Annotated in this window: 18 protein-coding genes and 1 tRNA gene; 12 read left to right on the top strand and 7 right to left on the bottom strand. The window is 73.4% G+C overall.

Annotated features, from left to right (window positions below):
• Positions 1-40: 40 nt before the first annotated feature.
• Together CFP65_RS15370 and htpX are read left to right on the top strand one after the other, a co-directional pair.
• On the top strand, positions 41-1,603 hold the full coding sequence (locus tag CFP65_RS15370; protein ID WP_104820894.1) for an NADH-quinone oxidoreductase subunit N: 1,563 nt from the start codon (positions 41-43) through the stop codon (positions 1,601-1,603).
• A gap of 107 nt (positions 1,604-1,710) precedes the next feature.
• A complete protein-coding gene (gene htpX / locus CFP65_RS15365) occupies positions 1,711-2,574 on the top strand; it encodes a zinc metalloprotease HtpX (RefSeq protein WP_104816629.1) in 864 nt (287 codons plus the stop codon).
• A gap of 5 nt (positions 2,575-2,579) precedes the next feature.
• On the opposite strand, the gene CFP65_RS15360 is transcribed toward htpX, so the two are convergent.
• Positions 2,580-3,026, bottom strand: coding sequence for a hypothetical protein (locus CFP65_RS15360; protein WP_254552403.1), 447 nt, complete (start codon positions 3,024-3,026; stop codon positions 2,580-2,582).
• Positions 3,027-3,216: 190 nt separating this feature from the next.
• On the opposite strand from CFP65_RS15360, the gene CFP65_RS15355 reads away from it, so the two are divergent.
• Positions 3,217-3,618: a YccF domain-containing protein gene (locus tag CFP65_RS15355; RefSeq protein ID WP_104816628.1), complete on the top strand. Its 402-nt coding sequence runs from the start codon at positions 3,217-3,219 to the stop codon at positions 3,616-3,618.
• 4 nt (positions 3,619-3,622) lie between these two features.
• Here the strand turns inward: CFP65_RS15355 and CFP65_RS15350 are convergent, their stop codons facing one another.
• The 3 genes from CFP65_RS15350 to CFP65_RS15340 all read right to left on the bottom strand — a co-directional run bounded on the left by CFP65_RS15350 (position 3,623) and on the right by CFP65_RS15340 (position 5,612).
• Complete coding sequence (locus tag CFP65_RS15350) at positions 3,623-3,961, bottom strand: DoxX family protein (protein ID WP_104816627.1); 339 nt, start codon at positions 3,959-3,961, stop codon at positions 3,623-3,625.
• Positions 3,962-4,093: 132 nt separating this feature from the next.
• Positions 4,094-4,510 (bottom strand): nuclear transport factor 2 family protein, encoded by a 417-nt coding sequence (locus tag CFP65_RS15345; RefSeq protein WP_104816626.1) that lies wholly within the window; start codon positions 4,508-4,510, stop codon positions 4,094-4,096.
• Positions 4,511-4,607: 97 nt separating this feature from the next.
• The gene (locus CFP65_RS15340) at positions 4,608-5,612 is read right to left on the bottom strand and encodes an NADP-dependent oxidoreductase (protein ID WP_104816625.1); all 1,005 of its coding nucleotides are present in this window, start codon (positions 5,610-5,612) and stop codon (positions 4,608-4,610) included.
• A gap of 152 nt (positions 5,613-5,764) precedes the next feature.
• Here CFP65_RS15340 and CFP65_RS15335 point away from each other — a divergent pair, with 152 nt between their 5' ends.
• Entirely contained in the window at positions 5,765-6,658 is an 894-nt protein-coding gene (locus tag CFP65_RS15335; protein ID WP_104816624.1) for a LysR family transcriptional regulator, read from the top strand.
• Here the strand turns inward: CFP65_RS15335 and mug are convergent.
• Entirely contained in the window at positions 6,655-7,227 is a 573-nt protein-coding gene (gene mug / locus CFP65_RS15330; RefSeq protein ID WP_104820892.1) for a G/U mismatch-specific DNA glycosylase, read from the bottom strand. The two genes, CFP65_RS15335 and mug, sit on opposite strands and share 4 nt — an antisense overlap.
• 161 nt (positions 7,228-7,388) lie before the next feature.
• Here mug and CFP65_RS15325 point away from each other — a divergent pair, with 161 nt between their 5' ends.
• A complete protein-coding gene (locus tag CFP65_RS15325; protein ID WP_104816623.1) occupies positions 7,389-7,862 on the top strand; it encodes a hypothetical protein in 474 nt (157 codons plus the stop codon).
• A gap of 149 nt (positions 7,863-8,011) precedes the next feature.
• Positions 8,012-8,854, top strand: a complete 843-nt coding sequence (locus CFP65_RS15320; RefSeq protein WP_104816622.1) for a hypothetical protein — start codon at positions 8,012-8,014, stop codon at positions 8,852-8,854.
• 286 nt (positions 8,855-9,140) lie between these two features.
• Here the strand turns inward: CFP65_RS15320 and CFP65_RS15315 are convergent, their stop codons facing one another.
• Positions 9,141-9,821 carry a hypothetical protein gene (locus tag CFP65_RS15315; RefSeq protein ID WP_158702183.1) on the bottom strand — a complete coding sequence of 227 codons (681 nt, stop codon included), beginning with the start codon at positions 9,819-9,821 and terminating at the stop codon, positions 9,141-9,143.
• Positions 9,822-9,983: 162 nt separating this feature from the next.
• Positions 9,984-10,472 carry a YajQ family cyclic di-GMP-binding protein gene (locus tag CFP65_RS15310; protein ID WP_104816620.1) on the bottom strand — a complete coding sequence of 163 codons (489 nt, stop codon included), beginning with the start codon at positions 10,470-10,472 and terminating at the stop codon, positions 9,984-9,986.
• A gap of 216 nt (positions 10,473-10,688) precedes the next feature.
• Here CFP65_RS15310 and CFP65_RS15305 point away from each other — a divergent pair.
• The 6 genes from CFP65_RS15305 (at position 10,689) to CFP65_RS15280 (ending at position 17,663) form a co-directional block, all read left to right on the top strand.
• Positions 10,689-10,769 (top strand) — tRNA-Tyr (locus tag CFP65_RS15305).
• A 159-nt stretch (positions 10,770-10,928) separates the two neighbouring features.
• Complete coding sequence (locus tag CFP65_RS15300) at positions 10,929-11,147, top strand: hypothetical protein (protein ID WP_158702182.1); 219 nt, start codon at positions 10,929-10,931, stop codon at positions 11,145-11,147.
• 81 nt (positions 11,148-11,228) lie between these two features.
• Positions 11,229-11,780 (top strand): universal stress protein, encoded by a 552-nt coding sequence (locus CFP65_RS15295; RefSeq protein ID WP_254552402.1) that lies wholly within the window; start codon positions 11,229-11,231, stop codon positions 11,778-11,780.
• 120 nt (positions 11,781-11,900) lie between these two features.
• Positions 11,901-13,778 carry an APC family permease gene (locus CFP65_RS15290; protein ID WP_104816618.1) on the top strand — a complete coding sequence of 626 codons (1,878 nt, stop codon included), beginning with the start codon at positions 11,901-11,903 and terminating at the stop codon, positions 13,776-13,778.
• A 368-nt stretch (positions 13,779-14,146) separates the two neighbouring features.
• Positions 14,147-16,174 carry an APC family permease gene (locus tag CFP65_RS15285; RefSeq protein WP_371682418.1) on the top strand — a complete coding sequence of 676 codons (2,028 nt, stop codon included), beginning with the start codon at positions 14,147-14,149 and terminating at the stop codon, positions 16,172-16,174.
• A gap of 142 nt (positions 16,175-16,316) precedes the next feature.
• Entirely contained in the window at positions 16,317-17,663 is a 1,347-nt protein-coding gene (locus CFP65_RS15280) for a hypothetical protein (RefSeq protein ID WP_104816616.1), read from the top strand.
• Positions 17,664-17,673 lie beyond the last annotated feature (10 nt).

Genomic DNA, 17,673 nt, shown 5'->3' with positions numbered 1-17,673 from the left:
CTCCGCCATCGGTCCGTTCGAGCTCCTGGGGCAGCCCGCCATGACACCGCACTCCGCCGCTCAGCTGGCCGTCGCCGACCCGGGCGGCCTGATCCAGCACATCGACTGGGGGGCCATCGCCCCGCCGCTGATCGCCGCGGTGGCCGCCATCCTGGTGCTGCTCGCCGACCTCTTCCTGCCGGCCGGCCGGAAGAAGGCGCTCGGCTGGGTCACCGCCGCCGCCCTCGCGCTGGCCGTGGTCGCGCTGATCCCGCCCGCCACCCACCCGACCCGCGCCACCTTCTGCCTGCGCGGCGGGAGCGGGGCGTGCAGCTACGTGGCCGACCACTTCACCCTGGTCTTCCAGCTGCTCGCCCTCGGCGGCGCGCTGATCGCGGCGCTGCTCTCGATCCACACCGTGGACGAGGAGGAGCTGCCGCGCGGCGAGTACTGGTTCCTGCTGCTGAGCAGCGCCGCCGGCGCCGCCCTGCTGCCCGCCGCCCGCGACCTCGCCACGCTGATCATCGCGCTGGAGGTGGCCTCGTTGCCCGCCTTCGCGCTGGTCGCGCTGCGCCGGGACGGCCGGGGCGCCGAGGCCGCGCTGAAGTTCTTCCTCTCCTCCGTCACGGCCACCGCCGTGATGCTGCTCGGCGTCAGCTTCGTCTACGCCGCGAGCGGCAGCCTGCACCTGGCCGACATCGCCGAGGGCCTCGCGCACGCCCCCGGCCGGCTCAAGCCGCTGGCCGAGGCGGGCGCCGCGCTCACCCTGGTCGGCTTCGCCTTCAAGCTGGCCGCCGTCCCGTTCCACTTCTGGGTGCCGGACACCTACATCGGCGCGCCGCTGCCGGTGGCGGGCTACCTCTCGGTGGTCGGCAAGGCGGCCGGCCTCTCCGGCCTCGCCCTGGTCACCACCATCGCCTTCCGCCCGTACGGCCACACCTGGGGCCTGGCGCTGGCCGTGCTGGCCGCCCTCACCATGACGGCGGGCAACGTGGCCGCGCTGCGCCAGCGGCCCGGCACCAGGCACAGCGCCGTCCGGCTGCTGGCCTGGTCCTCGGTCGGCCAGGCGGGTTACCTGCTGGTCCCGATCGCGGCCGCCGGGTACGCGGGCAACGGCAACCCTTCCCCAGCCTCCGGCCAGGGAGGCCCCATTGGCGCCACCGTCGCCTACGCGCTGATCTACGGCGTGGTCAACCTCGGCGCCTTCGGCGTGGTGGCGGCCGTGGCCCGTACGCAGCCCTCGGCCCGGCTCTCGGACTTCCGCGGCCTCTTCGCCCGGCGCCGCGGGGCGGCCCTGGCGCTGGCCTTCTTCCTGCTCTGCCTGGCCGGCCTGCCGCCGGGCGTGATCGGGCTGTTCGGCAAGGTGGTGGTCTTCCGGGCGGCGGTGGACGCCGGTCTCGGCTGGCTGGCCGTGGTGATGGCGGTCAACGTGGTGATCGCACTGTCCTACTACCTGACCTGGACGGCCCGCCTCTTCGCCCCGGCACCGGCGGCCGCTTCCGAGACCTCCGGCCGGCTGCCGGCGGCCCTCAGCGCGACTCTCGGCCTCACCGCCGGGGTGGCCGTGGTGCTCTCGGTGGCGCCGCAGCTGGTGCTCCAGGTGGTCAGCGGCACACTGTTCTGAGCCGCCCGGGCGGTGCGCGAGGGAACGAACTTGGCTCGTCCCGCCGTTGATCTCGGCAGAGGGACGAAGCAGAGAGGCTTCCCACCGCACCACTTGGAGGGCCTGCCGTGCGTCACCAGCACAACGGGTTGAGGACGGCCGCGCTGCTCGGCGGCCTGTCGGCGCTGATCCTGGTGATCGGCAGCTTCTTCGGCCGGGTCGGTTTCGTGCTGGCCCTGCTGGTCGCGCTCGGCACCAACGCGTACGCGTACTGGAACAGCGACAAGCTGGCCCTGCGCGCGATGCGGGCCCGGCCGGTGAGCGAGATCGAGGCACCCGCGCTGTACCGGATCGTCCGTGAGCTCTCGACGGCGGCCCGCCAGCCGATGCCCCGGCTCTACATCTCGCCCACCCAGGCGCCGAACGCCTTCGCCACCGGGCGAAACCCGCGGAACGCCGCGGTCTGCTGCACCGACGGCATCCTGCGGCTGCTGGACGAGCGGGAGCTGCGCGGGGTGCTCGGCCACGAGCTGAGCCACGTCTACAACCGCGACATCCTGATCAGCTCGGTGGCCGGGGCGCTGGCCTCGGTGATCATGTTCCTGGTCAACTTCGCCTGGCTGGTCCCGTTCGGCCGCAGCGACGACGAGGACGGGCCGGGCCTGGTCGGGGTGCTGGCGATCATGATCCTCGGCCCGCTCGCCGCGAGCCTGATCCAGCTGGCCGTCAGCCGCTCCCGCGAGTACCAGGCCGACGCCGACGGCGCCCGGATCACCGGCGACCCGCTGGCCCTGGCCAGCGCCCTGCGCAAGCTGGAGACCGGCACCCGGCAGCTCCCGCTCCCGCCCGAGCCCCAGCTCCAGACCGCCAGCCACATGATGATCGCCAGCCCCTTCCGCCCCGGTGAGGCCGGCGCCCGGCTCTTCTCCACCCACCCCCCGATGGCCGAGCGCATCGCCCGCCTGGAGCGGATGGCCGGCCACCGGAGCTGACCGGGTTACACGGGGTCGCGGTAGGTGCAGAGGGCCCAGACCACGAACGCGTCCAGCGCGATCACCACCAGCGACCAGATCGGGTAGTAGGGCAGGAAGAGGAAGTTGAGCATCAGGCTCACCGAGACCACCGCGATGCCCAGCACCCGGCCCCAGGCCGCCCCGCTCACCACCCCGAAGCCGACCAGCGCCACGGCCGCGCCCACCGCGATGTGGATCCACCCCCACGAGGTCAGGTCGAACTGGAAGGCGTAGCGCGGAGTGGCGACGTACACGTCGTCCTCGGCCACCGCGACGATCCCCTGGAACACCCCCAGCAGCCCGTCCACCAGCATCATCACCCCGGCGAACAGCACCAGTCCGGTGACGGCCCCGGAGTTCCCCCGGCCACCGCCCCCGGGTGCGGGCACCGGCCCGGACGGGTCGTAGTACGGACCTGACGCCTGCGCCATGGCGGCCTCCCAGCCTCCGCCGCCCGAATCCGGCGCGGCGGCCGACCCGGCCGGATTCGAACATCTGACGGTCGTTCCGACGTCTGCAGCCTCAGCCACCCCTCGGGCCCCCGCAACCCGGCCGGGGCGTCCGGGGGCTCGCCAGAGCGGGTATGGCTTTCGGCAGGGTGTCGCGTGGGAGGGTGGGGCCATGAAGGTGATCGATTTCGTACTCAACGTGCTCTGGCTGCTGTTCTGCGGGCTCTGGATGGCGATCGGCTACGCGGTGGCGGGCATCGTCTGCTGCATCCTGATTGTGACGATTCCGTTCGGCGTGGCCTCGTTCCGCCTGGCCGGCTACATCCTCTGGCCGTTCGGGCGGACGACGGTGGAGAAGCCCGGGGCCGGGGCGCCGTCCTGCGTCGGCAACGTGATCTGGCTGGTGTTCGCCGGATGGTGGCTGGCGATCGGCCACCTGGTCACCAGCATCCCGCTGTTCCTGTCGATCATCGGGATCCCCTTCGGCTGGGCGAACCTGAAGATGATCCCGATCTCGCTGATGCCGCTCGGCCGCGAGGTCGTGCCCAGCGACCAGGGCTTCGGCGGCCGCTGAGCCCTCAGGCGAAGACCAGGGTGAGGGCGGCGGGGGCCAGGTACATCAGCGGGAAGGCGACGTGCCCGTAGCTGCGGGCACGGAGCACGGTGACGGCGGCCCCGGCGAAGTAGAGGACCAGGCCGATCGCGGCCAGTGCGCCGAGGTAGGGGACGAACAGGCCGAGCACCAGGCCCACCGCCCCGGCGGCCTTGGCCAGCCCGAGCGGAGTCCACCAGCTCTGCGGGACGCGGTACTCGACGAGCGGGCCGACGACGAACTCGGCGCGCAGCAGCAGGGCCCCGGCGGAGAAGGCGGCCATGAACGCGGCGATCCCGGTGACGACGAGGTGGCTGGTCGACATGGTGGTGCTCCCATCTGGCGGGGGCCGGTGCGGAGTTCGCACCGGCCTGCTTCGGTGTCCTTCACCCCCATGACCCGCCGGGTCCCGGGAGTGTGACAGCCCGCCGGAAAAGACTTTTCCGCCCCCCGCGACTCAGTCGAGCAGCCGCCGGTCCGCGGCGGTGATCGCCAGGTCGTTGATGCTCGCGTAGCGCCGGGCCATCAGCCCGTCCGGGGCGAACTCCCACTGCTCGTTGCCGTAGCTGCGCCACCACTGGCCGGCCGCGTCGTGCCACTCGTACTCGAACCGGACCGAGATCCGGTGCTCCGTCCAGGCCCACAGCTCCTTGCGCAGCCGGTACTCCAACTCCCTTGCCCACTTGGCGCGCAGGAACTCGACGATCTCGGCCCGGCCGCGCAGGAAGACGTCGCGATTGCGCCATTCGGAGTCCTCGGTGTACGCGAGCGCCACCCGCTCCGGGTCACGGCTGTTCCAGGCCTCCTCGGCGGCCCGGACCTTGGCCAGGGCGGTCTCGGCGGTGAACGGGGGCAGCGGCGGGCGCAGGCTCATGGTGCTTCTCCGTACGGTGCGTGAGCGGTTCGTGCTCCTGCGACTCTGGCAGAGCGGCCGGGGCCGCCGCCACGGCCGGCCCGCCGCACGGTCGGATTCACGCCGGGTCGCCGACCTGCACGATCATCTTGCCGAGGTTCTCGCCGCGCAGCATGCCCAGGAACGCGTCCACCACCCGGTCGAAGCCGACCACCATGGTCTCGTCCGCGACCACCTCGCCGGAGCGCAGTCGGGGCACCAGGAAGTCCTCCAACTCGCGCTGAGCGTCACGGTAGTTGCGCACCAGGAAGCCCTCCAGTCGCAGGCTCTTGTGCACCACCTCGTAGAGGTTGCGCGGCGCGGCGGGCGGGGTGGCCGCGTTGTACTGGGAGACCGCCCCGCACCAGGCCACCCGCCCGTGCTCGCGCAGCACGTCCAGCGCCCCGGCCAGATGCTCGCCGCCGACGTTGTCGAAGTACACGTCGATGCCCTCGGGGGCCGCGCGCCGCAGCAACTCGCCCACCGGGCCGTCGTGGTAGTCGAACGCGGCGTGGTAGCCCAGCCGTTCGGTGGCGTGCCGCACCTTGGCCGCCGAGCCGGCGCTGCCGATCACCCGCTCGGCGCCGAGCAGGCGGGCGATCTGCCCGGCCGCGCTGCCCACCCCGCCGGCCGCGGCCGAGATGAACACGCTCTCCCCGGGCCGGACTCGGGCGATCTTGGTCAGCCCGACGTACGCGGTGAGCCCGGTGCCGCCGAGCACGCTCAGGTGCGCGCTCAGCGGCACCCCCTCGTACCGGGGCAGCACCCGGGCCTCCTCGGGCCGCACCAGCGCGTGCGTGCGCCACCCCTGGCGGTGGAACACCAGGTCACCCGTACGGAGTTGGGGCGTGGCCGAGCTGATCACCCGCCCGATCGAGCGACCCTCCATCGGCGTGTGCAGTTCGCCGACGCCCTCGTCCATCACCTCGCGCATGTACGGGTCGACCGAGAGGTAGACGTTCTCGACCAGCGCGGTGCCGGGCTCGAGGGTGGGCAGCGGGCCCTCCAGGAAGGTGAAGTCGGTCGGACGCGGGGCGCCCTGCGGGCGGGCGATCTGCTGGACATAACGGGCGGTACTGGGCATGGCGCTGCTCCTGTCGGGAGGGGGCGGGTGGCTGTGGCGCCACCGTATCCGCAGGTCAGGGGCGAGTGGCAGGGGTTGGCGTCGATGGTTGGCGGGCCTTCCATGCACGGCTTTTATGGATCTCGCGCCGTCCCTCGGCTAGGTTGCGGTTCATGACCGATCTCGCCCCGCACGAACTGCGGATCCTGGTGGCCGTCGAGCGCGAGCGCAGCTTCACGGCCGCCGCCACCGCGCTCGGGCTCTCCCAGCCCGCCGTCTCGCACGCCGTGCGCGGCTGCGAGCGCAAGATCGGGGCGGTGCTCTTCGACCGCGGCCGGGCCGGCGCCCGGCCGACCCCGGCGGGGGAGCGGGCGGTGCTGCACGCCCGGCAGGTGCTGCGGCTGCTCGACCTGCTCGGCACCGAGGCCCGTGCCGCCGAAAGCGGCGCCGTGGAAGGAGAGTTGAGGATCGCGGCGTTCCGCAGCGTGGCCGTCCACCTGCTGCCCGGCGCCCTGGCTCGGCTCACCGAGCGGCACCCCGGGCTGCGGCCGCAGGTGCGGATCGTCCGGGAGGTCGGCCGCGGTACGGCCGGCGAGGTGGCGGAGGGCCGCGCCGACCTCGGGCTGGCCACCCTGGACGCCCAGGTCGAGCCGGCTCCCGGCCTGCTCGCCGGGCGGCTCTTCGAGGAGACCTACGCCCTGGTCGCCCCGGCCGGCCACGCCCGCCCGCACAGCCTCCCGCTGGTCGACTGGGACGAGAACTGCGGCTCCTACACCCGGGATTGGTGGTCGCAGCAGAGCTGGATCCCGCCCGCCCGGATGAACGTCGAGGACGACCTCGCCACCCTCGCCATGGTCGCCCAGGGCGTCGGCATGTCGATCGTCCCCCGCCTCACCCTGCTCGGCGCCCCGCCCGGCCTCGCCGTCACCGAACTCGGCCCGCGTCCGCCGACCCGCACCGTCGGCTACGTCACCACCCCCGAGCTGGCCCGCTCGACCGCCGTCCGCGAGCTGATCCGCGAGCTGCGCTCGGCCCCGCTCCCGCCCGGCACCAGCCGCACCAACTAGGTTGTTTCATCGGCAAGTTGACCATCCACCGCCTCGCGTAGCCGCCGGAACTCCGCGGCGATCGCGTCCAGCGAGTAGTGCGCGTTGAGGCCGCTCGGATTGGGCAGCACCCAGACCTCCGTCCCGCCGATCCCCTCCGGCTGGCGGCCGACCACGGCCTTGGGCCGGCCGAAGCCGGTCCGGTACGCGCCGATGCCGAGCACGGCGAGCGCCCGGGGCTTCAGCCGGGTGACCCGCTCGACCAGGGCGGCGCCACCCGCGCGGTACTCCTCGGCGGTCAGCTCGTCGGCCTTGGCGGTGGTCCGCCCGACCACGTTGGTGATGCCCAACCCCAGTGCGAGCAGCTCCAGTTGCTCCTCCGGCCGGAGCTGTCGCGGGGTGAAGCCGGACCGGTGCAGGGCCGGCCAGAAGCGATTGCCAGGCCGGGCGAAGTGGTGGCCGGTGGCCCCGGACCAGAGGCCGGGGTTGATGCCGCAGAACAGCACCCGCAGACCGGGCGCGGCCACGTCCGGGATGAGGGCGTCCTGCGCGGCGGCCAGTTCGGCGGGGGTGGGGCGCTTGGTCGTGATCACCACCCCAGTCTGCCCGCATCCCGGACCGGCCACCCCGCCCGCCGCCCCCGTCCTGTCACTCCATGTCCCGTCGCGCCACACCGGATTGCGGCCGAAAATGCATAGTCAGTTCGAATATTCTGGTGACTTGACTCCCGGCGGTGCACCAGAATGACTGAATGTCATACGAACTGAGGGCCATGATCACCGCCGTCGACCTGGCGAAGGTGGTGGCGGCCGAGGTCCCGACGGCCCGGGTGATCGGGTTGGCTCAGGGGCTGGCGCTCATCCCGATGACGGACCAGCTGTACGACACCGTGGCCGACCCGGAGCGCCCGGCGCTGCCCGGCTTCACCCACTTCCCCGGTGGCTTCGGCCACCGCCTCGGTGCCTGGTCGCAGGCGGGCCCGATCGCGTACGTCGAGGCGGAGTACTTCGGCGGGGTGGGCTCGCAGTGCGCGGCGGTCTGGCTTGACGGGAAGATCGACTTCGGTCCGATCGGCACCGGCGAACCGAGCCGGGCCCCGCTGATCGACACCCCGATCTCGCAGGCACTGCGCCGGTTGGGCGCTCAGAAGGCCGACCGGGGCGACGAGTTCGACGCCGTCGGCCTGCTGCGGCACCGTCACCTGACGGACTGGCTGGTCGGCTGACCGGCCCCGATCGCGACACGCCGACCGAGCCCGGGCCCAGCCCGGAGCGGGACCCGTTCGGCGCACGCACCAGTGGCCGTGGTGCCCCGGGTGGCTCAACGTGAAGTCGAGGCGAATGCCTGAACTTTCACTGAGAGGAAACGCAAGTCATGCGTGCCACCTGGACGGCCGCAGTGCTGACTGCCGCACTCGGTTTCACCACAGTCGCCACCGCGTCCGTCAACGTCGCCGACGCCGCCGACGCCGCCACCGCGACCACCGTCTCGGCCCACCACTCCGTGGCCGACCTCCCGCCCACCGCCGGGCACCACCCGGTCCTCACCCACCTTCCCGCCGCCGGAACCCCCACCGTCCCGTCTGTGCCGAGCACCCCCTCGGTGCCAGCCGTGCCCGCCGTGCCGGCCGTACCCGACCCGAGCAAGGCCCTCGACGCGCTCGGTGCCCTCGGCGGCCTGCTCAAGACCGTCACCGACCTGGTCTCCTCGGCGACTTCGGCCACCCCGGACGCCTCCCTGCTGCAGAAACTCCTGGCCGGGCTCCAGTCCGCCATCCAGGACCTGCTCGGCAAGCTCCCCACCCCGCCGTCCCTCCCGGCGACCCCGTCCCTGCCCTCGACTCCGGCCCTGCCCGGTGTGCCGCCGGCGCCACCGCTCCCGCTGGGCGCCGTCGACCGCTCCGTCCCGGCGGACCTCCCCGTCCCGGTCCCGGCGCCGGTGCCGGCCCTCCCCGCTCCGGCCCTCCCCGCTCCGGCCCTCCCCGCTCCGACCCCGGCGCTGCCCGTCTCCGGTGCGCCCACCCCGTCCCTCCCGGTGCCCGCAGCGGTGAACCCGGCCGACGCCCTCGCCAAACTCCAGAAGGACGCCGCCGCCCTGGTCACCGCCGCCACCGCCACCAAACCCGACCCGGCCTCGGTCAAGAACCTGGTCTCCCCGCTCTCCGTGGACGCGGTGAGCGCCACCACGGCCACCGCCACCACGCTGATCACCCCGTGACGCCCCGCTGACCCCTCTCCCGGGGCCCGGACCGACCCCCTCGGCCCGGGCCCCGGCCCTGCTGCCCGCTCAGGGCTTCCCCAGCGCCGCCAGGCAGGTGGTGCAGCGCCGGACGGCCCGCCGATCGGTGTTCCCCCCCCGGTCGCCCGCACCGGCTCCCCGAGGCCGATCGCCTCCCACAACTCCGGTGTCGGCTCGGTGATCCAGCCCCAGGCCGGCGCACTCACCTCGCCCGCCACCACGTGGTCGCAGGCCCCCGGCCGGTGCGCGATCCGACGCGGCGAGATCAGGATCGACCCGGCCCGGAACCCCGCCCCGACCCGCCGTCCTCGGGTTGCGGCACCGCCGGCTCGGGGCTCCGCCGCCCGGCCTCCGCGATCGCCGCCGCCAACCGGTCGTACCCGACCGGCGGCCCGCAGATCCGCCGCACGGTGGCCAGCCCGAGGCTGGCCCGGCCCGAACTCGCCACCGCCGCAAGGTCGGTGACGTGGAACTGCCAGAGCCCGACGTCCAGCGGATCGTAGTCGGCGTGGTCGAGAGCGGTGTGCAGCGCGAACACGTACACGTCCGCGTTGTACGTGGGCCCGTCGGAGGAGCCCTCCTCCGGGCTCCAGGTGCGCCCGCGCAGCCGGGAGAAGGTGATCCTCGAATGCCGCGCCTGCCCCCAGGACTGCAGGTACGCACTGGTCTTCACCTCGATCCGCAGCCCGTCCGGGCTCAGCACGTCGAAGCTCGCCCACTCCTCGTTCCGCGCCCGCGCCCCGACCGCCCGGTGCACCAGGTACTCCGCGAGCAGCCCCCGGGTGGTGTTGGTCCGCAGATCCGGCAGCGCGTACCGCCAGAAGTCCAGCACCGTCCCGCCGCCGGTCCCGCCCAGCTCCTCCCCACCCGTCAACACCACCGGCCCGCCCGGCACGTGCGCGAACCCCGCCCGCCCCGCTCCTGCCGTCCCGCTCTCCGTTCCCATCCCCTCATCCCATCCACTCAGCCTGCCCCGAAGCCCCGCGAAATCGCCGAGGGCGCGACGAGAGCCCGTCCACGGGGTCCACACCCCGCCGACCTGCTCTCGCCGCGCCCTCGATGACCACCTGCACCCGCGCGCCGCCTGCGCGCAGGCCGGGACCGGCGACTAGCGGTAGTTCACGAACTGGACCGCGAAGTCCAGGTCCTTGCCCTTGATCAGGGCCTGCACGGCCTGGAGGTCGTCGCGGCTCTTGGAGGTGACGCGGAGCTCGTCGCCCTGCACCTGCGCCTTGACGCCCTTCGGGCCCTCGTCCCGGATGATCTTGGCGACCTTCTTGGCATCGTCCTGGGTGATGCCTTCCTTGATGTCCGCGAAGATCTTGTACTCCTTGCCGGACAGCTGCGGCTCCGCCGCGTCCAGCGCCTTCAGGGACAGGCCGCGCTTGATGAACTTGTCCTTCAGCACGTCCAGGATCGCCTTGACGCGCTCCTCGCCGTTGGCCTTCATCTCGATCTTCTCGCCCGAGCGCTTGATCTCGCCGCCGACGTTCTTGAAGTCGAAGCGGGTGGCGATCTCGCGGGAGGTCTGGTTGATCGCGTTGTCGACCTCCTGCCACTCGACCTTCGAGACGATGTCGAAACTGGAGTCGGCCATGGTGTGTTGGTCTCCTTGATGCTCTGGCTTCACTGGCAGCCCCCACCCCCTCGAAGGCAGGAGCGGCCCCAGCCTATCCAGCACACCCCCGCCCCGCCCCCGACGCCCACGCCGCCACCTTGATCCCCACGTGACCAACCGAGTGGCGAAGCACCCCCATCCATCAGGTAAGGTTTACCCAGTCGAACGGGGCGAGCCCCGAGAGACACAATCCCTGGCTGGTTGCCCGAGCGGCCAAAGGGAGCAGACTGTAAATCTGTCGCGCAAGCTACGCAGGTTCGAACCCTGCACCAGCCACCGGATAGAAGAAGCGGTCCCTGACGTGCGGAAACGCAGGTCGGGGGCCGCTTTTTTCGTTTGCCGACGGGCAGCGGTGCCGGGGGCCGACAGGGGTAGTTCTCGGGGTGCACCGGGAAGAGGTGGCCGTCGGATCGGGGGCTCGCGATGATGGCCGGCATGAGGCTCACCGGCGTACCGGCCACCGCACCCAGGATGCTGCTGCTCGACCACGTCCGCTTCGAGCCCGGGTGCGCGGTGTACGTGTTCGACCGTCCCCTCTTTCTGCTGCCGGGGGACCGGATCTGGGCGGAGCAGGACTCGGTTGCCGTTCGGCGCTTCGGCTCCGGGCGGGTCGAGTGGCCGGCGGGCGGTGCGGCTACCGGGCGATGGGGGTAGTGGCGCTCGGTCGTCAGGGCTCCGCACGGATCGGGGCTGTGGCTATCAGGGGGTTGTCAACGGCGCGGGGGCAGGGGCGGGGTGGCTGGTCGACTGGTGGAGTTGGTCGGCTGGGTGGGGGTGGAGATGGGCGGCGGCGGCGGGCGGGTCGTGGTCGGGGTCGGGGGGTCGTTGGGGAGTCTGGCGGCGCTGCACCGGGCCGTGGGGGTGGCACGGGGGAGTGGGGGCGAGGTGGTGGCGGTGTTGACGTGGGTGCCGCCCGGGGGTGAGCACGGGTACCGGCGGTCGCCGTGTCCGCCGCTGTTGGCGGCGGTGCGGGCGGCGGCCGAGGAGCGGTTGCGGACGGCGCTGGCGGAGGCGTTCGGGGGCGGCGGGGCCGGGGTGCCGATGAGGTCGGTGCTGGTGCGCGGGGAGGCCGGGCCGGCGTTGGTGGCGATGGCGTACCGGGCGGAGGACGTGCTGGTGGTGGGGGCCGGGCGGGGGAGGTGGTGGCGGCCCTCGGTGGCGCGGTACGCGCTGCGGCACGCCACCTGCCCGGTGCTCGCCGTCCCGAGGCCGGCCCTCCAGCGCGAGCTGGAGTCGTACCACCGCCGCTCGCTGCTCCACCTGCCGCACGAGCCCCTCCCGCAGTAGAGGGGGCGTCAGGGAGGCGTCAGGGCCCGGCCATCGCGCGTATGGATCGCGTACGGGCCGGAGGCCGGGCCACCCGTCGGGATCGAGGATCGAGCCGCACCCGACAGGAAGCAGGCGGAGATGATGGGCACCACCCGGCAGCAGAGCGCACCGCGCACCGAGGAACCCCCGGATACCGACGGCCCCGGGGAGGCCGGTAGCCCCGGCGAGAGCCGGGACCGCCTCAGCGTGCTCGGCGGCCTCGCCGCCCTCTCCCTCGACGCGATGGCCTCCGTCGCGTACGGCCCGGAGTCGATCGTGCTGGTGCTGGCGGCGGCCGGCAGCTACGGGTTGGGGTTCACGCTGCCGGTCACGGTGGCGATCGCGGTGCTGCTGGCGGTGCTGGTGGCCAGCTACCGGCAGGTGGTGGCGGCCTTCCCGGACGGCGGCGGCTCGTACGCGGTGGCCAAGGCGCACCTGGGCCGCCGCACGGCGCTCACCGCCGCCGCCTCGCTGGTGGTCGACTACGTGCTGAACGTGGCGGTCTCGGTGACCGCCGGCGTCGCGGCGCTGACCTCCGCGGTGCCGGGGCTGTACGACCAGCGGGTCTGGCTCTGCCTGGGGGTACTCGCGCTGGTCACGGCGGTGAACCTGCGCGGGATCGCCGAATCGGCCCGGTGGTTCATGGTGCCCACGGCGGTGTTCGTGCTGGCGATCCTGACGGTGATCGTGGTCGGCCTGTTCCGCACCGAGCCGGCCGCTACGGCGACCGCGGCCGCAGCCGGCCAGGCGACGGCGCTGAGCGGCGACGCGACGAGCGTCGGCGTCCTGCTGCTGCTCAAGGCCTTCGCCTCGGGCTGTTCGGCGCTGACCGGCGTGGAGGCGGTGGCCAACGCCGTGCCCTCCTTCCGGGCGCCGCGGGTGCGGCGGGCGCAGCGGACGGAGGTGGCGCTCGGGGCGCTGCTCGGCGTGATGCTGATCGGGCTGGCCGTGCTGATCGGCCGTTTCCACCTCCAGCCGGTGGCGGGGGTCACCGTGCTGGCCCAGCTGACGGACGCCTCGCTCGGCCACGGGTTCGGCTTCTACCTGGTGCAGTTCGCCACCGTGGTGCTGCTCGCGCTGGCCGCGAACACCTCCTTCGGCGGCCTGCCGGTGCTGCTGCGCCTGCTGGCCCGCGACAACCACCTGCCGCACGTCTTCGCGCTGCGCGCCGACCACCAGGTGCACCGGCACGGCGTGCTCTTCCTCGCGCTGGTCTCGGCCGGGCTGCTGGTCGGTTCGGGCGGGGACGTGAACAGCCTGGTGCCGCTCTTCGCGATCGGGGTGTTCGTCGGCTTCACGATCTGTCAGGTCGGGATGGTGCGGCACTGGTTCGGGCAGCGCGGCCCGGGCTGGCGCGGCAAGGCGCTGCTGAACGGCGCCGGCGCCCTGCTCACCGGCACCGCGACGGTGGTGGTCACCGGCACGAAGTTCACCGAGGGCGCCTGGGGCATCTGCCTCGCGCTGCCGCTGCTGGTGCTGCTCTTCGAACTGGTCCACCGCAGCTACGCCAGGATCGGCGAACGCCTCGAACTCGGCCGGGTGCCCGGCGCCGTCACCCGGCAGCGCTCGCTGGTGATCGTGCCGGTGCACACCATCACCCGGCTGACCCGGGACGCGCTCTGCGCCGCCGTCTCGCTCGGCGACGAGGTGGTGGCGGTGACCGTGATGCACACCGAGCCGGACGCGGAGGACCGGGCGGCCGCCGAGGCGCTCAAGCGGGACTGGGAGCTGTGGAACCCGGGCGTGCCGCTGGTCGAGGTGCCGGACGCCCACCGCCGCCTTGGCCGCCCGCTGGCCGGCTACGCCAACGAACTGGCCGCCGCCCGCGCCTACGACCGGATCACCGTGCTGATCCCCGAGGTCGAACCGGCCCGGCTCTGGCAGCGCGCCCTGCAGAACCAGCGCGGCGCGGTGATCGACCGCGCGCTGCGCCGCCACACCGACGCCGTGGTCTGCCGCCTCCGGCTCCGGATGTGAGGCACGCCGCAGGCCCGGAGGTCAGCCGCTCCGCAGGCCCGAAAGCCGGCCGCTCCGCAGCCCCGAAGGCCGGCCGCTCCGCAGGCCCGAAAGCCGGCCGCTCCGCAGCCCCGAAGGCTGGCCGCTCCGCAGCCCCGAAGGCTGGCCGCTCCGTAGACCCGAAGGCCGGCCACTCCGCGGGCCCGGAGGTCAGCCGCTCCGCGGGCCCGAAGGTGAGGCACCCCAGGAGCCGCCCGCAGCACATCCTAAGAATCGAAGGTGAGATAACGATGAAGCCTGCGGAACTGCTACCAAACGGCTAGAAACCCCGGCGCTCCACTCCGTCTCGGCCCATGGCGGAGCGGAGCGACCGGCCTACGCTCGCCTCCGTGTTCAACGTGCCCCAGGCGCTCAAGCGCCTCGTGATCGGTAAGGCCATGCGCAGCGAGGAGCTGGGCGAGACGCTGCTGCCCAAGCGGCTGGCGCTGCCGATCTTCGCCTCGGACCCGCTCTCCTCCGTCGCGTACGCGACCCAGGAGATCCTGCTGGTGCTCACCGTCGGCGGCACCGCCTTCCTCTACCTGACGCCCTGGGTGGCGGCGGGCGTGGTCGCGCTGATGGCCGTGGTGGTGATGTCGTACCGGCAGGTGGTGCACGCCTACCCGAGCGGGGGCGGCTCGTACGAGGTGGTCTCGCGCAACCTGGGGGCCGGCGCCGGCCTGGTGGTGGCCGCCTCGCTGCTGGTCGACTACGTGATGACGGTGGCCGTCTCGGTGGCCTCCGGGGTGGACAACATCATCTCGGCCTTCCCCTCGCTGGCCGGGCACCGGGTGGCCCTGGCGGTCGGCTTCGTCGCCCTGCTGACGGCGGTGAACCTGCGCGGGGTGCGCGAATCCGGCAAGGCCTTCGCCGCGCCGACCTACCTCTTCATCGGCGGCATCCTGCTCCTGGTGGTGACCGGGGTGCTCAAGGCGGCCTTCGGACACCCGCCGGTGGCCTCCAGCGCCGGGGCGGGCATCCTGCCGGTGGACGGCAAGGACACCCTGGCCGGGCTCGGCCTGCTGATGCTCGGTCTTCGGGCCTTCGCCTCCGGCTGCACCGCGCTGACCGGCGTGGAGGCGATCTCCAACGGCGTGCCCGCCTTCCGGGCCCCGAAGTCCAAGAACGCGGCGGGCACCATGGCCGTGATGGGCGTGACCGCCGTGGTGATGTTCGTCGGCATCACCAGCCTCGCGCTGATCGCCAAGGTGCACTACGTCGAGGACCCCTGCCGGCTCACCCAGGCGGCCGGCGACTGCGCGAACGCCGCCCAGCCCACCGTGATCGCCCAGCTCGCGGCGGCCGTCTTCGGCGGCTCCGACACCGTGCTCTTCTACGGCATCCAGGCCGTCACCGCCCTGGTGCTGATCCTGGCCGCCAACACCGCCTTCAACGGCTTCCCGCTGCTCGCCTCGATCCTGGCCGAGCACCGCTACCTGCCCCGCCAGATGCACACCCGCGGCGACCGGCTGGCCTTCTCCAACGGCATCATCGCGCTGGCCGTGGTGGCCGGCGGCCTGCTCTGGCTGTACGACGCGGACGTCACCAGCCTGATCCACCTCTACATCCTGGGCGTCTTCACCTCCTTCACGCTCTCCCAGTTCGGCATGGTCCGGCACTGGAACCGCGCGCTGACCACCGAGACCGACCCGGCCGCCCGGGCCGCCGCCCAGCGCTCCCGGCTGATCAACGGCGCCGGGGCGCTGGTCACCGCGCTGGTGCTGGTGATCGTGCTGATCACCAAGTTCACCCAGGGCGCCTGGCTGGCCGTGGTGGCCGCCGCCGTGCTCTGGGTGATGATGCGCGGCATCCGCCGCCACTACGACACCGTCGCCGCCGAGCTCACCCCGGCGGTCACCCCCGAGCAGCCGGCCGTCCGGCCGGCCAAGGTGCACGGCCTGGTGCTGGTCTCCAAGCTGCACAAGCCGACCCTGCGCGCGCTCCGCTACGCCGAGGCCTTCGGGCCGGACGAGCTGGAGGCCGTCACCGTCGCGGTCGAGCCGGAGAGCACCGAGGCGCTGGCGGGGCAGTGGGCCGAGCACGGGATCGAGGTGCCGCTGCGGGTGCTGGACTCGCCGTACCGCGAGATCACCAAGCCCGTGGTCGAGTACGTGCGCCAGGTGCGGCAGGCCGGGCCGGGGGACGCGGTGGCCGTGTTCATCCCCGAGTACGTGGTCGGGCGCTGGTGGGAGCACCTGCTGCACAACCAGTCCGCCCTCTGGCTGAAGAGCCGGCTGCTCTTCACCCCGGGCGTGATGGTGATCAGCGTGCCCTGGCAGCTCTCCTCGGCCGGCCGGGCCGACCACCCCTCCCGCCGCGCCCCGGGCTCGGTCCGCCGCGGCGAGCCCGCCCCGCGCCGCGAACCCGCGCGACGGTGACGACCGCCCGGCGCTAAGGGCGCGTCAAGATCGGCCCGGGCGGCGTCAAGGGCGCGTCAGCGGGGCGTGCGACCGAGCACCGCACGCCTAGCGTCTGCCCCGGGTGCGCCGGACTCCCGCGCACCCGGGGGAGGGGAACGCCATGGCGGCGGTCGCACTGCAACCGGGTCACCGACCCGCCGTACTGACCCGGGGCTGGTGGCACACCCCACGGCTGCTCCGCGCCCTCACCGCCCTCGCGGTCACCACGCTGCTCGCCGCCGGCGCCGTTACCGCGACCCTGCTCGGCGGCGCCCGCACCGGCCTGGACGCGATCGGCCACCGGGAAGCCCCGCAGGCCGTCCGCTCGGCCGACCTGTACTTCGCGCTCAACGACATGGACGCCCAGGTCGCCAACCTGCTGCTGGTGGGCGGGGATTCGGACTTCACCAAGACCCGCACCGGCGCCCTGGCCACCTACGAGCAGCGCCGCGCGCAGGCCGACGCCGACCTCCAGGCCGCCGCCCAGGCCGCCACCGACCCGGACGGACAGCGGGCGGTGCAGACCGTGCTCGGCCAACTCGGCGCGTACGAAGCCCTGGTGGCCCGGGCCGAGCTCCAGGAGGACCAGGCCGCCGCCCCCGCCGGGCAGCCCGCTCCGGCGGCGCTGGCCGACTACCGGCGGGCCACTGATCTGCTGCGCACCACCCTGCTGCCCGCCGCCGACGCCGTCACCGACGCCAACGACCATGCGGTCGCGCAGAGTTACGCCACTCAGCGGGGTGATCTCCAGGCCGGCCGCTGGTGGCTGCTGCTGGTCGGTGCCACCGCGCTCGGCGCCCTGCTGCTGCTCCAGCTCCAGCTGACCGCCCGCTTCCACCGCCGGATCAGCCCGCCCCTGGCCGCGGCCATCCTGCTCGCGGCCGGGGCCCTGCTGGCTGCGGCCGCCCTGACCGACGCCACCGCCACCCATCTGGACACGGCCAAGCGCAGCGCCTACGACTCGGTGATCGCCCTCAGCCGGGCCCGCGCGGTGGCCTACGACATGAACGCCGACGAGAGCCGCTACCTCACCGACCCGAGCCGGGCGGCCGCCTACGAGCAGAGCTTCCGGGCGGAGGCGAAGCAGGCCGAGGACGAGCTGGCCGCCGAGCTCAGGAACGTCACCTTCCCCGGCGAACAGCAGGCGGCCACCGACGAGTTGGCGGCCTATCGGACCTACCAGGCCGACGACCGTGAGCTGCGCGGGCTGCGCGAGGCCGGGCAGGTGCGGGAGGCGGTGGCCTACGACACCGGCACCGCCGGCGGCCAGTCCAACGGCGACTTCGACCGCTTCGCCGAGGCGGTCGGCGACACCCTGGCGCTCAACCAGCGCGCCTTCGACCACGAACTCACCGCTGCCGAAGGTGCGTTGGGAGTCGGGGCGCGGATCGCGGGCGGCCTGGTGCTCGGGTCGGTGGTGGGCCTGGTGCTGCTCGCCGTCCGCCCCCGCCTGCGCGAGTTCCGCTGAAGTCCGGGGG

Source organism: Kitasatospora sp. MMS16-BH015 (assembly GCF_002943525.1).
Classification (GTDB): Bacteria; Actinomycetota; Actinomycetes; order Streptomycetales; family Streptomycetaceae; genus Kitasatospora.
This window is presented reverse-complemented; position numbering and strand designations above follow the sequence as displayed.